We start from the raw sequence: 13,121 nt of genomic DNA, 5'->3' as shown, positions 1-13,121 counted from the left end.
GCTGGCGCACGAACTGAGCGTGCGGCCGGTCGGAGGCATCGCGTGCGCTTATGATGGCGCCCTGAAGCCTCAGTTCGCGTTCTTGCCCACCATGAAGACATACATATCCCAGAACGTCTCCGGATGCTCGATCTCGAAGCGGTGCCACTGATCGAGGCTGGCCTCGTCGGCCGTGCCCGGAAACTGCTTGCGAAATTTTTCCATCACCGTCGGATCGTCAAACGGTTCGAAGCCCGTGAACGACAAGCCATGATCGTTCAGGAATGCCGCGATCTCGGGGATCGTCAGGCGATGCTCCATGATGTTGAACAGCAGGTCGCGGCAGCCGCTCATGCTGTAGAAATCCTTGGCGCCGATCAGCGGCTTCCACTGTTCGGCTTCGCGGAAGATGTCCTGGCGGCACCTTCTGATGTCCTCTGCGGTGGCGCGATAGCCGCGCGCGGCAATGCGGGCGCGGGCCTCAACGATCACGCGGCGCGCCAGATCGCTGTAGAGCCCGATGCGCATCGTGCCGCCCGGCCGCAGCAGCGGGACCAGCACGCGCCAGCCGGCCATCGGCTCGGCAAGATGATGCAGCACACCGACCGACTCGATGCTGTCGAAGGTGCGATCGATCGAGCCCAATTCCAGAATATCCGCCTGCGCATATTCGATGTTTCGCAGGCCCAGCTCACGCGTCTTGCGGCGCGCATAGGCGAGGCTGGTCATGCTGATGTCGACCGCGAGCAAGCGGGCGTTCGGATAGACCTGCGCGATCTGGATCGCGTGCGAGCCGGTGCCACAGCCTGCGATCAGAATATCAAGCTTGGCTTGCCGCTCTGCCGTCAGGGCGATCTTTCCCCGCGCCTGATCGGCGACGAGGGCCGTCAGCGGGTTGATGGTCCAGCGCGGATAGGGATTTTCCTCGTACTGGCGCATCACCTCGACCGAGACGCTGTTCTTGATGGGAGTGAGCGCCGTGATGGCGCTGCGCTCGGCCATTTCCTCAAGGGGTTCGCGCAGCTGCATCCGCAACAGGCCGGTGACGGCCGCGGGCCAGTCCCGGCGCAGCAGCGTTTCCGCCGCCGGCAGGGCATGCAGGGGGAAATAGGCCGCAACCACCGCCAGCGTGAGCGGCGTGATGGCGGCCCCGGACGCCAGGTCCTGCAGCAGCCGATCGCGCAGGGCGCTCGCACCTTCGGCGTCTGCCTCAGTCCGTCCATAGACATACCCGTTGATGAAGCATTGCCCGGCGAGCGCGCACGCAAAGGCGACGATATCCTCATCCTCCGAGCCTTGATTGCCGGCGAGCCGCAGCAGCTCGGCGCGCGCATATCCCAGCAGCACCTCGATCGGCATGCTGGCCAGCGTCGTCGTCTCCATCGCACAGCGCAGGAAGAGGTCGCTCGCAAGCGGCGCGACGCCTTCGGTGCCGAACAATTCGACGTTCGTTACCGGCAGCGGCCACTTGGCATCAATCCGCCCGAGATGGCTGGTAATGACAGGGCTCTGCAGGATGAGGCTGCCGGCCTTCGCGTCCATGCCGAGTGCAAGCGCTTTGCTCAAATGCGTCGCCGCTTTGGCGCGATTGCCCAGTGCCTGGTACGAATAGCCGGCATTGTAATGGCAAGCGGCGTTCACCTCGTCCGCAGCAATCGCTTTCACGAACATCTTCGCTGCGGCGCGGTGATCGCCGGAGGCCTGCGCCATCAGGCCGAGAAGATTCAGGCTCTGCACATGGGCCGGCTCGCGGGCGAGAATTTGCCGGCAAATCTCCTGCGCTTCGCTGACGCGGCCCGCGCCGTAGGAGCGACTCGCCTGAGCGGCGAGGTCAGCGGTACTGATGACCGCCGAGCCGAAGCCAGGCGCGGCGGGCCTGCTTGTGGAGTCGTCACGTCGCTTATTGGCCGCGCGGCGTTCTTTTCGGTTCATGTCTCGTCAACTGGTCCAAGCTGCAAGACGCCGCCGAAACAGCACGCCGGAAAAGGCGGCAGCTCGTCGTGGCGCATCACCCATGCCCGGCAGACATAGGGCCTACCGCGCTGACAGCCAAGGATAATCTACCATGTGGCTGATGAACGATGCGCCTCGCAAGGTGCGGCCAATGCTCTCGCCGCCGGCGGCGCGATGATCGTCGAAGCGCTCCGGCGCTGCGCTATCGGGTCATTGTCTATTCGCTCGAAGTCCAGGACGGCGTTGTCGGAATATTCCATTGCTGAAACACTTCCTCATAAGAAACGCCCAGGGTCGTGAACAGCAGTGCGTCAAGATCCTGGCCGAGTGGTTTGCTTTGATTGTCTTTTGACGCGTATTGCAGCAATGCTCCCTGATAGTTGTCACCCATCGTATTCCACCAGGTGTGCGCAGGACTTACATAGACCGGTTGACCCTTGTAGGTGCTCCACTTTTCCCCGTCGCCGATAATGATGAGATTCATCCCGGTGATGAGGGGCACGAACGCTTGGAGATAGGTTAGTACGCACGCGTTGTAGTAGGCCTCAAAATCGGAGGGGACTAGAGTTGAACCCTTTGTGAAGTCGGGCGGGCTCGCCGTCCATAGACCGCTTCGGTAGAGGGCCCCGACTGTCGCCAACATCCCGCCGTCCTTGGTGTTGGCCACGGCGTAAGCCGTCATTGTATCCTGTGTCGCGGTGAAGACTTTGCCGAGGGCGTTGTCTATCTCTCCGAGCTTGGCGCTGATGTAGTACATCGGATCGCTCACGCTGATGGAATAGTCGGTATTTCGAGATCCGAAGAACGCACAAATCAGCCCGACGATCGCCGCGGCTGCTGTGGCCAGGCCCAGTGTCGCAGCGCCTGCCGGCGCGCTGACCGCCAGGATACCTCCGATGAACGTGAGAACAGAGGCTGTGCCGCCCGTCGTCAGGCTGGCAATGTTCAAGGCGTTAACCTGACGAGAGGTACTGTTGATCAAGGTTGCGGTTGTCTTGATCGCGAGATTGCCTGAGACGGAACCTGCCGCCAGGCTTTCGACCTGACTTTGCACCCAGACGAGCTGTGTAATCGCGGTCCAAAACGACGACGTCGACACCAGGTTACTCAACTCGTTGTAAAGGTCGGTCTGAACGCCGTTCCACACAGCAGGTTCCGTGAAGGCCGGGGGCACGGTCATCGTTGAAAGAGCGGCGATGTAGTCAGCGGCCTGCGCTGAAGACATCTGGCTATACTGCGCCCTGATGTCGTTTGCGCTTGGGCCGGCGTTGATCAAGTCCTGGCTGATCTGGGAGTAAGCGGTGAGTGCTGTGCCGGTGTATACATTCAAGGGAATCGCCGGTTGATCGAAGACTCCGATTCCAACGCGAGTCATCTGCCAGAGCATGGTCGGATCGGTGGGATTCAGGCTGTAGGAGCTCGCATTCGGGGTCGTTAAAAGCAAAATGTTCGTGGCTGAGAGTGGGATCGCATCCATGATGGATTGCGTCAGTCCGGCGGCATAAAGCGATGGATCGGCGGTGAGAAACGGATCGACCCACGCAGGGAGCTGGCCTCGCACGGGATAGCTGGGGACAAGCAAGCGGACTTCCGACTTCGGCTGCTGAAGATCGCCGGGGTTTAAATCGGAAATGACCTTCCAGACGGCGCCGTCCGGGGTCGTCTTGATTCCGCCAGGATTAAATCCCGCCTCGATCGTCACGGCGCTTGCCGGGTTGCCCGCTTGAAACTGGACAAGGCTGTAGCCGCCGCTGGTGGCAACCGCCGAAAGCACATAATACGTCGGAGCAGCTGCGCCGTCGGAAATGACGCCTTGAACAGTTCCCGTTGAGCTGACCTGCTGCAACGAGGTGGTTTTGTTCGCGAGCACATCAGCAAGCAAGACTTGCCAAAGTGAGCCGTCCTGTTTTGTGAACCAGACGGTGTCGCCGGTCGACCAGACCCCCTGCGGTTCTATTCCGGAGGCCGGTTGGTACGGCTGCATGCTCGGCGGAAGCAATTTGTAGGTTTCAGTCAGGCAAATCCAGTACAGCCCGTTCGTTGGAGATGGTGTTGTGCCTGATGCAGCGCAGACGAAGTAATGGCCGCCGCTCGCCGGATCGATGATGTAGGTCCATCCGTAGAACGTGGAGAGTTGACAGCCGTCAGTGAGGGTCATGAAGACGCCTGCTGCTGTGTCTGGATGATCAGGTATGGCGACCGGATTGAGGCTAAAGTCATAGCGCATCCCGGTTGGCGTGCCGCCATCGTCCAGGACAAGACAAAAATACTGTATTCCTGTTGTTGGATCGGGAGCGGAAACCGCGCTGAACCGTGCGGTGTTCGCGTCCCACGCGGTCATTCCGATATAAGGCAATGAAACCGGTACAGCGGTGGTTTTCAGAATGCGGTTCGGAGTGGCGTTGGTCCAGGGGGCTCCCTGCGTGTAGACGTCGAGTACGGTCGGTGCTGCACGTGGAGATGACATTGGCGTTTTCCCTTTGGCGGCACCCGGACCGCAGGCGTCCTGGCCTGCCGCCGCTTGCCAAATACGATCGATCTTGAAATTGATCCTGTTCGTCGCCAGCAGGCGAGGATGCCTGCGGTCCTAGCATGAGGCCGGAAAAGCTTGCGTGAACACGTCGAGGTTGCGTCGTTGCCGTTTACATCGCACCGGGTCAAAGCCTTTGTCAACCGCGTCCACGTCGCGGCCATTGTGACGCAGTATCCAGTAATTGAACGACTAAGCGCCTGCCCCGTGGGCAGGCGCTTCGCTCTGGTCAGATTTGCAGAATGTTCGGGGGAGCGCGTCAGCCCGGGATGCGCACCGGCAGGTTCTCGATGCCGCGCACGAAGCTGGAATAGACCCGCTTCGGCTCGCCGACCACCTCGATGCGGTCGAAGCGCTTCAGCATCTCCTGCCAGACGATCTTGAGCTGCAGCTCGGCGAGCCGCATGCCGACGCAGCGGTGGATGCCGAAGCCGAACGACAGATGGATGCGCGGCCGGGCGCGATCGATGATGAACTCGTCGGGACGGTCGATGACCTCGTCGTCGCGGTTGCCGGAGACGTACCACATCACGACGCGGTCGCCCTTTTTGATCGTCTTGCCGCCGATCTCGGTGTCGACCAGCGCGGTGCGCCGCATATGCGCGAGCGGCGTCTGCCAGCGGATCACCTCCGGCACCATGGTGTCGATCAGACCGGGGTTCTCCTTCAGCTTTTGGAACTGGTCGGGATGCTCGTGCAGCGCCAGCACCGAGCCGCTCATGGTGTTGCGCGTGGTGTCGTTGCCGCCGACGATCAGCAGGATGATGTTGCCCATCAGATTGTCGGGGTCCATGTGCCGGGTGGCGTCGCTATGCGCCATCATCGACAGCAGGTCGTTCTTCGGCGGCGCGTTGACGCGCTCGTTCCAGAGCTTTGAGAAATACGCGTAGCACTCGTCCATCTCCTGCCGGCGCTGTTCCGGCGAGTTGACGACGCCGCTCTTCGGCAGCGCGGTGGAGACGTCGGACCAGCGCGTCAGCTTGCGCCGCTCCTCCCAGGGGAAGTCGAACAGCGTCGCCAGCATCTGGGTGGTCAATTCGATCGAGACGCGCTCGACGAAATTGAAGGTCTCGTTGCGCGGCAGATTGTCGAGCACGCTGGCCGAGCGCTGGCGGATCAACTTTGCCAGCTCGTCGAGATGATCAGGGGTGAACATCGGCGACACGGTCTTGCGCTGATGGGCGTGCTTGGGCTGGTCCATCGCGATGAAGCTCGGATAGTCGTAGCCGGGCGGCACGTCGCGGATCGAGATGCCGCCGAGCGTGGAATCCGAGGAGAAGATGCCGTGGCTGGTGTCGACATGCATGATGTCGTTGTACTTCACCACCGACCAGTACGGCTCGATCGGCGAATTGGTGCAGTAGTGCACCGGCTCTTCCTTGCGCAGCCGCTCGAACCACGGCCACAGCGTGTCGTTCTGGAACAGCTTTGGCGCGCCGGGATGGAAATCCCTGAGCGGCGTCGCATAGGCTTCCTCGCGCGCCTGGCGCTCTAGCTCGACCCGATCGGCACGGATGGCGGTCTGGACGTTCATGGCTCTTGATCCCGGTTGGCTCGAGAGGCGTCAGGCGGCAATCCGCACCGGCAGCGTCTCGTAGCCCTTGATGAAACTGGAATACACCCGCAGCGGCTCCTCCACCACCTCGATCGTGTCGAAGCGCTTCAGGATTTCCTCCCAGATGATCTTGAGCTGCAGCTCGGCGAGCCGCAGGCCGACGCAGCGGTGGATGCCGAAGCCGAAGGAGATGTGGGTGCGCGGGCGGGCGCGGTCGATCAAGAACTCGTAGGGCTTCTCGATCGCCTCCTCGTCGCGGTTGCCCGAGACGTACCACATCACGACCTTGTCGCCCTTCTTGATCTGGCGTCCCCGGAATTCGTAGTCGGCGAGCGCGGTGCGCCGCATATGGGCGAGCGGCGTTTGCCAGCGGATCACCTCCGGAACGAAACTGTCGATCAATGCCGGGTTCTCGCGCAGCTTGCGGTACTGCTCCGGATGCTTGCTCAGCGCATAGATGCTGCCGGACAGCGTGTTGCGCGTGGTGTCGTTGCCGCCGACGATCAAGAGGATCAGGTTGCCGAGGAAATTCTTCGGGTCCATGTTCCGCGTGGCGTCGCTGTGCGCCATCATCGAGAGCAGGTCGCTCTTCGGCGGCTGGCCGGAGCGCTCCTTCCAGAGCCTTGCGAAATAGGTCGCGCACTCCATCAGTTCGGCCTGCCGCTCGTCTTCGGTGGCGACGAGGCCGCCGGCGCCGGGCAGGGTGGTCGCAACGTCGGACCAGCGCGTCAGCTTGCGACGGTCCTCCCAGGGGAAGTCGAACAGCACGGCGAGCATCTGCGTGGTGAGCTCGATCGAGACCTTGTCGACCCAGTCGAACACCTCGCCGCGCGGCAGATTGTCGAGGCATTCGGTCGAGCGCTTGCGGATGTTGAGCGCAAGGTCGTCAAGGTGGGTCGGCGTGAACATCGGCGCCACGGTCTTGCGCTGCGCGGAATGGCGCGGCTGGTCCATCGCGATGAAGCTTTCGCGGCGCAGGTCCGGCGGCACGTCGCGGATGGTGATGCCGCCGAGCGAGGCGGCCGAGGAGAACATCGCGTGGTTGGTCTCGATGTCCATGATGTCGTTGTAGCGGGTGATCGACCAGTACGGACCGAACATCGAGTCCTTGCAGTAATGCACCGGATCCTCACGGCGCAGCCGGTCGAAATACGGCCAGAATGTATCGGTCTTGAACAGCTCGGGATCGCCGGGATCATAGTCGGCAAGTGGAAGCGCATTGGCGCGCTCGCGTGCGGTGTCCAAATTCACATCTTTGACGAGATCGGCGGTCCCGTGCATGAGCGGCTCCTCAACCGTTTCGCAGCCGGGGCATCGCCGGCGCGGCATGTTTTACCGAATTACATTCTCATTCGGGCTTTTGCGCAAGGGCGCTCAACGCGCATTTGGCCGCATTGATGTCAGGCCAAAGCGGCCGAATCCGGGCCTTTTGCACCGGCCGCGGGCGGGCGCGGCGTGCGGGTCTGTTTGAAACGGCGGTTGATTTGGCTATGCGCTTGCGAACAATGCGGGTGGAGAGGGCGCTTATTGGCTGGCGGGTTTTTCACAGGGGAAGGTATCCTGCAGGCCCCGTAGCAGCAGGGAAGCGACGGCCATGTCGCCTTTCGCGGCCCGCTTGTCGGCGGACTTGAGCATGATCTCTTCGGTTTGCTCAGTGCTCAGCGCGAGGTTGTCGGGCATGCAGAACAACATTTGGCCGCCATGCCGTTTCAGCCAGGCATTGGAAGCCATCATGCCGCCCCGCGCGCCGTCCAGGTACATATGATTGAAGATGCGAAAATTCTCATTCGCTGGATTGCGATAGGACTCCAGGCGCACGTCGGCGGCAGCGGCGGGAGCTGCCGTCAGCGCCAAAAAACATGCCGACAATATCCACTTGTTCATCGCCAGGTTTCCTCGCTTTTGCGGCGGTGTCTTTGCTAGCCGTTCTGTCGGTTTATCTCTGGCGGGGGTTCGAGGCGAGCGGGGCTCGCTCGCAAGGATTGGGACGAGGGTCGGAAGGAAGGCCGGCTTTGCTCAGCCCGCGGCCGATGTCCGCAGCAAAGGCTGCACCCTTTTCCGGCGATCCCGTTAAGGTAAAGCCAACCGCCTGCCGCCAAAAATACCCCCACGCTCTCGACCTTGTGTGAAACCTGGATCACACTCGCAGCGACAAACCTGTGGTTTTGATACGCAGAGATTGTCCCGTCCTGGAGCTATCCCGTGAACGACATGAGCTGGACCCCGCTGGGGCCGCCGCAGCCGCCGCCGGTCCCGCCGCCGATGCCGGTGGGGTTTTCAGGGAAGCGGCAGGAGTTCTTCCGCCTGGTCGCGCGCGGCGCCGGGCTCGAGCTCGTCACGGTCGGCTTCTACCGGTTCTGGCTCACCACCGACATCCGCCGTCACCTCTGGTCGAACACCCAGATCGATGGCGACGCGCCGGAATATACCGGCCGCGCCAAGGAACTGCTGATCGGCTTCCTGGTCGCGCTCGCGATCCTGGTGCCGATCTATCTCGGCTACTCCCTGCTCGTCATTGAAGCCGAGCACGTCAAGACGTTCTTCTCGCTGCCGCTGGTCGCGTTCTTCTACCTGTTCGGCCAGTTCGCGATCTATCGCGCGCGGCGTTACCGGCTGACCCGCACGGTGTGGCGCGGCGTCCGCTTCTGGATGAGCGGCTCGGGCTGGATCTATGCGCTGAAAGCTTCGCTATGGGGCCTGCTGGTCGTGATCACGCTCGGCCTCGCGCTGCCATGGCGCGAGGCGGCGCTCGAACGCTACAAGATGCGGCATTCCTATTACGGCGATCTGCGGGGTTCCTTCGAAGGCCGCGGCTGGGATTTCTTCAAGCAGGGCTGGTGGCTCTGGCTGCTCACGCCGTTCGCGCTGTACATGACGATCTTCGCGCCGTTCATCTATGCCGCGTTCAAGGCGATCGAGTGGCGCTGGTGGCTGTCGGGCATCCGCTTCGGCGGGGTTAGGCTGGAATCCACCATGCGTCGCAGCGCGCTGATCGGGCTGTACTGGAAGGTGATCGGCTGGGCCATGCTGCTCGGCACGGTGTACCTTGCCTATCTCGTGCTGTGCACCTTCCTGGTCGCCAGCATGGACGGCTCCTCGATCGAGACCTTCTTCAAAACCGAGGCGTTCGCCAAGAGCATTCCGCTGATCACTCTCGCGGGCGTCGGTTATCTCGCCTTCGTGCTGGCGATGAATGTGGTGATGCGCGTCTATCTGATGCGCGATCTCTGGGTCCGGGTGCTGTCGTCGACCATCGTGCACAACATCCAGGCGGCGGCCAACGTCACCGCCCGCGGCGAACTCGCCAATGCGCTCGGCGAAGGCTTTGCCGACGGCCTCGACGTCGCGGGCTTCTAGCGACATGGATACCGATTCCGGCCAGACAAACCCCGCGTCGACGCCTGCACAAGGCGGCGTCTTCTTCGACGGCGCGTCGAGCCGGAGGCGTCTGGTCGCGCTCAAACTGTCCGATGCGCTGGAGATCAGGGAGGACGGCGAGCTGCTCGCGCGCTGGGCCTATGCCGACATCCGCCGCGCCGACAGCCCGTCCGGCCTGTTGCGGCTGAGCTGCCTCACCGCACCACAATTGGCGCGGCTCGAGATCCGCGACGCGCAGCTGATCGCCGCGCTCGTCGCGCGCTGCGACACGCTCGAGGAGGGGCTGCCGAACCGCAAGGGCGTCGCCGCGATCGTCGGCTGGTCGCTCGCGGCGGCGGTGTCGATCGTGCTGGTGGTGCTGTTCGGCGTGCCGCTCGCCGCCGACCGGCTGACGCCGTTGGTGCCTGACTCTTTCGAACGCCGCCTCGGCGATGTCGCGGAGGCGCAGGTCAAGGTGCTGTTCGACGGCAAGCCGTGCAGCGACGCGGCGGGGCAAGCGGCATTCGAGAAGCTCGTCGGCAAATTGCGGGAGTCCGCAGGCCTCGACAATTCGGTGCAGTCGGGCGTGCTGGCGACGCCGGTGCCGAACGCCTTCGCGCTGCCGGGCGGTAAGGTCTTTCTGTTCAAGGGGCTGCTTGAGAAGGCGGAGAACCCGGACGAGATCGCCGGCGTTTTGGCGCATGAGCTCGGCCATCTCCGCCATCGCGACAACATGCGCGAGCTGATCCACAATGGCGGTACCTCGTTCCTGATCGGGCTGCTGTTCGGCGACATCACGGGCTCCGGCGCGCTGATCTTCGCCTCGCGCTCGCTGGTGACGTCATCCTATTCGCGCGACGCCGAAACCAATGCCGACACCTTCGCGATCGAGACCATGCACCGGCTCGGCCGTCCGGCGAAGCCGATGGGCGAATTGATGTTCCGCGTCACCGGCAAGGAAGGCGGCAAGGGGATTTCGATCGTCTCCAGCCATCCGCTGACCGAAGACCGCCTCGCGCGCATGAGCAAGGCGGACGCCGCCAACCCGGCGACCGGCCAGCCGCTACTTTCCCCGGCCGAATGGCAGGCGCTCAAGGGCATCTGCGGACCGGGCAAGGTGTGAAGGGTCTCTTGTCGTTTGCTGGAGCACTCTCATGCAGCATGACAGCAACTACTGGTTTCCCGCCAAGCGGTATGGCTGGGGCTGGGGACCGCCGGTCTCCTGGCAAGGCTGGGCGGTCGTCGCAGGCTTCGTGATTCTGATCGCGGTCGGGGCGGCGATGATCATTCCGCACTCTCACACAGGCTTCATTGCCTATGTGCTCGGTTTGAGCGTCCTGCTCACCGGCGTGTGCTGGTGGAAGGGCGAGCCGCCGCGATGGCGATGGAGCGGCGACTAGCCAATTTCGAGCGCCTACTTCACCAGCCGGAACTTGCCGCCCTCGACCTTGATCAGGAACGCGGACCGCTCGTCATAGCCATTGTGGTCGGTCGGGCTCATCGTCGAGAGGCCGTTGTTCAGATAGACGTCCTTGCCGCGCTCCAGCTCGTCGCGCAGCGCGGCGCGGAATTCCGGCGTGCCCGGTTTCGCCGATTTCAGCGCGTTGGCCGCCGCCCGCTTGAACAGCGTGACGGCATCCCACAGATGCGCGCCAAAAATGTTCGGCTTCTGCCCGTTGACCTTCTCGTAGGACGACGCGAATTCGTCGCGCGCCTGGCGGAACGGATCGTTCGCCGGCAGATCATCGGCGATGGTGAAGGCCTCGCCGGTGAAGACCGCGCCCTCGACATTGGCGCCGCCGAGCTTGATGAATTCCTCCGACGCGACGCCGTGGGTCTGGAAGATCTTGCCGGCATAGCCGCGGCTGCGCAGCGCCTCCTGCGGCAGCACGGCCGGCGTGCCGGCGGAAGCGATGAACACCGCCTCCGGATTGGTCGCGATCACCTTCAGCGCCTGGCCCATCGCGCTGGTATCGGCGCGCGCATAGACCTCATGCGTCGTGACGGTGAGGCCCAGCGTCGGCGCCAACCGCGACACCTCCTTGTAGTAACTTTCGCCATAGCCGTCCGACACGCCGATATAGCCGAGCGTCTTGATGCCGGACTTCGCGATATGTTTCAGGATCGCCGCCGCCATCAGATCGTCATTGGGCACCACCTTGAACGCCCAGCGGCGGCGGTCGTCCATCGGCTGCACGATCGCGGTCGCCGCCGCGAGCGAGATGATCGGCGTCTTGGATTCCACGGCGATGTCGAGCATCGGCATGGTCACAGGCGTCAGCGAGGAGCCGATCAGGATGTCGACGCCGTCCTGGATGACGAGGCGCCGCGCATTCTGTGTGCCCTTGGTCGGATCGGACTCGTCATCGAGCGCGATATAGGTCACCTTCTCGCCGCCGATCTCCTTCGGCAGCGCGGCGATGGTGCGCATCTGCGGCTGGCCGAGCGCCGAGCCCGGTCCTGATGCGGACACCACGACGCCGACCTTGATGTCCGCATGTGCGTCCGGCGCCATCAGGATCGCGCTCGCGAGTACCCAGAGTCCGGCCATGGCCAGCTTCATTGCAAATCCTCCCAGCAAGTTCTTCTTATGCGCGGCCGATGATAGCCGACCGGCGTCCGGTTCCGCATCATATTGATTCCGCCCGATACGTCTGTCCCCCTGATTGGGGACATCAGGGCACGGCATCAGCGGGGCGGCGCGCCCGCCGGCATCGAAGCCTCAGCCGAAATCGGCCATCTCGTACAGCGGCCGGATTTCGATCTCGCTTGGTCCCGGCATCGGATTGGGGCAACGCTTCACCCAGGCAACCGCCTCGTCGATGTCCTTGACCTCCCAGAGCCAGAAGCCGGCGACCAGGTCGCGCGCCGGGGCGAAGGGCCCGTCGGTGACGGTACGGGCGTTGCCGTCGAATGCGACACGCTTGCCGTGGGAGGAGGGCCTGAGGCCGTCGGCGGCGCGCAGGATGCCGGCATCGCGCAGCTCGTCGTTGAACCGGCCCATCGCCGCCATCATCTCGGCCTGCCAGGCCGTGTCGAACAGCCCCTTTTCGCTGTCTTCGGTGGCCTTCACGAGCACCATCACGCGCATCGTCCGTCTCCTTATCTGAGCCCCGCCTCATGGGGCATCGGAACGACGAACGGGGTTTTCGAGGGCCGACACCGCCCCGCAGATTTTTCATCCAGCCGGGACGCTGGCGGGCGGCAAGCGTCGGGGTCACCGATCGCTCGTGAACTTCACGTTTACCATTCCCTTAAAGGCCGCGCGAACCAGTTTCCCTAATCGGGCGGCAACGACCTGCTGCTATTGAAGGAGAGGAAAAGGGAGTACGAGCGATGTCCAGCATTGTTCGGATCCTCGTCTTGATCGCATGTGCGTATGCGGGATCCGTGTTGACGGAAATGCAGTTTGACGGCGCGGTCGCCGCAAACGGTCCAAGTCCTGGCAGTTCGAGTCCTGGCAGTTCGAGTCCTGGCAGTTCAAGTCCTGGCAGCTTACGTCCATGATTCAGCACCATCCGATCGCGCCCGAGCACGCGCGCGCCATCTGCGAGGAGATCGGCTGGAGACTGCGCCATGCGCTGCGCGGCGATTACGCCGATTTGCCGCCAAGGCTGCGCGAGCTCGTGGACCAGCTCGCCCAGCAGGAGTGCGACGCACCGTCGCTGGTGCCGACGATGGACGACATGACGGGACCACTGGTTGTGGCAGCCTAGGCTTATGACCTGCGCACGGTGACGTCGGCAC

The 13,121-nt window shown here is 63.2% G+C and carries 11 protein-coding genes; 4 read left to right on the top strand and 7 right to left on the bottom strand.

The genetic code is table 11. The annotated features are described in order from the left end of the window. Positions 1–69: 69 nt before the first annotated feature. From V5279_RS34670 to V5279_RS34650, 5 genes are all read right to left on the bottom strand, one after another. Entirely contained in the window at positions 70–1,911 is a 1,842-nt protein-coding gene (locus V5279_RS34670) for a class I SAM-dependent methyltransferase (RefSeq protein WP_338691524.1), read from the bottom strand. 238 nt (positions 1,912–2,149) lie between these two features. Further along, positions 2,150–4,399, bottom strand: coding sequence for a hypothetical protein (locus V5279_RS34665; RefSeq protein ID WP_338691523.1), 2,250 nt, complete (start codon positions 4,397–4,399; stop codon positions 2,150–2,152). 322 nt (positions 4,400–4,721) lie between these two features. After that, positions 4,722–5,996 carry a cytochrome P450 gene (locus V5279_RS34660; protein WP_029080296.1) on the bottom strand — a complete coding sequence of 425 codons (1,275 nt, stop codon included), beginning with the start codon at positions 5,994–5,996 and terminating at the stop codon, positions 4,722–4,724. Between the two features lie 30 nt (positions 5,997–6,026). Further along, the gene (locus V5279_RS34655; protein ID WP_338691522.1) at positions 6,027–7,298 is read right to left on the bottom strand and encodes a cytochrome P450; all 1,272 of its coding nucleotides are present in this window, start codon (positions 7,296–7,298) and stop codon (positions 6,027–6,029) included. Positions 7,299–7,541: 243 nt separating this feature from the next. Continuing rightward, complete coding sequence (locus tag V5279_RS34650) at positions 7,542–7,901, bottom strand: Rap1a/Tai family immunity protein (protein ID WP_338691521.1); 360 nt, start codon at positions 7,899–7,901, stop codon at positions 7,542–7,544. Between the two features lie 327 nt (positions 7,902–8,228). Here V5279_RS34650 and V5279_RS34645 point away from each other — a divergent pair, with 327 nt between their 5' ends. The 3 genes from V5279_RS34645 to V5279_RS34635 are packed head-to-tail and all read left to right on the top strand — an operon-like array spanning position 8,229 to position 10,774. Next, the gene (locus V5279_RS34645) at positions 8,229–9,374 is read left to right on the top strand and encodes a DUF898 family protein (RefSeq protein WP_175619678.1); all 1,146 of its coding nucleotides are present in this window, start codon (positions 8,229–8,231) and stop codon (positions 9,372–9,374) included. 4 nt (positions 9,375–9,378) lie between these two features. Next, the gene (locus V5279_RS34640; protein WP_338691520.1) at positions 9,379–10,497 is read left to right on the top strand and encodes a M48 family metallopeptidase; all 1,119 of its coding nucleotides are present in this window, start codon (positions 9,379–9,381) and stop codon (positions 10,495–10,497) included. Positions 10,498–10,528: 31 nt separating this feature from the next. Continuing rightward, positions 10,529–10,774 carry a hypothetical protein gene (locus tag V5279_RS34635; RefSeq protein WP_338691519.1) on the top strand — a complete coding sequence of 82 codons (246 nt, stop codon included), beginning with the start codon at positions 10,529–10,531 and terminating at the stop codon, positions 10,772–10,774. A gap of 14 nt (positions 10,775–10,788) precedes the next feature. Here V5279_RS34635 and V5279_RS34630 read toward each other — a convergent pair whose 3' ends face one another. After that, positions 10,789–11,937, bottom strand: a complete 1,149-nt coding sequence (locus V5279_RS34630; protein ID WP_338691518.1) for an ABC transporter substrate-binding protein — start codon at positions 11,935–11,937, stop codon at positions 10,789–10,791. Positions 11,938–12,096: 159 nt separating this feature from the next. Beyond that, positions 12,097–12,465: a YciI family protein gene (locus V5279_RS34625; protein ID WP_338691517.1), complete on the bottom strand. Its 369-nt coding sequence runs from the start codon at positions 12,463–12,465 to the stop codon at positions 12,097–12,099. A 412-nt stretch (positions 12,466–12,877) separates the two neighbouring features. On the opposite strand from V5279_RS34625, the gene V5279_RS34620 reads away from it, so the two are divergent. Further along, a complete protein-coding gene (locus tag V5279_RS34620; RefSeq protein WP_338691516.1) occupies positions 12,878–13,090 on the top strand; it encodes a hypothetical protein in 213 nt (70 codons plus the stop codon). Positions 13,091–13,121: the final 31 nt, after the last annotated feature.

This window comes from Bradyrhizobium sp. 26S5, from assembly GCF_036923295.1.
Classification (GTDB): Bacteria; Pseudomonadota; Alphaproteobacteria; order Rhizobiales; family Xanthobacteraceae; genus Bradyrhizobium; species Bradyrhizobium septentrionale.
The sequence above is the reverse complement of the archived record's forward strand: the minus strand, read 5'-3'. Positions and strand labels throughout refer to the sequence as shown.

Coding starts and splice junctions, on each gene's coding strand:
- V5279_RS34630 (WP_338691518.1), bottom strand. CDS start 11,937: ATGAAGCTGGCCATGGCCGGACTCTGGGTACTCGCGAGCGCGATCCTG.
- V5279_RS34665 (WP_338691523.1), bottom strand. CDS start 4,399: ATGTCATCTCCACGTGCAGCACCGACCGTACTCGACGTCTACACGCAG.
- V5279_RS34620 (WP_338691516.1), top strand. CDS start 12,878: ATGATTCAGCACCATCCGATCGCGCCCGAGCACGCGCGCGCCATCTGC.
- V5279_RS34655 (WP_338691522.1), bottom strand. CDS start 7,298: ATGCACGGGACCGCCGATCTCGTCAAAGATGTGAATTTGGACACCGCA.
- V5279_RS34650 (WP_338691521.1), bottom strand. CDS start 7,901: ATGAACAAGTGGATATTGTCGGCATGTTTTTTGGCGCTGACGGCAGCT.
- V5279_RS34635 (WP_338691519.1), top strand. CDS start 10,529: ATGCAGCATGACAGCAACTACTGGTTTCCCGCCAAGCGGTATGGCTGG.
- V5279_RS34640 (WP_338691520.1), top strand. CDS start 9,379: ATGGATACCGATTCCGGCCAGACAAACCCCGCGTCGACGCCTGCACAA.
- V5279_RS34660 (WP_029080296.1), bottom strand. CDS start 5,996: ATGAACGTCCAGACCGCCATCCGTGCCGATCGGGTCGAGCTAGAGCGC.
- V5279_RS34645 (WP_175619678.1), top strand. CDS start 8,229: ATGAGCTGGACCCCGCTGGGGCCGCCGCAGCCGCCGCCGGTCCCGCCG.
- V5279_RS34670 (WP_338691524.1), bottom strand. CDS start 1,911: ATGAACCGAAAAGAACGCCGCGCGGCCAATAAGCGACGTGACGACTCC.
- V5279_RS34625 (WP_338691517.1), bottom strand. CDS start 12,465: ATGCGCGTGATGGTGCTCGTGAAGGCCACCGAAGACAGCGAAAAGGGG.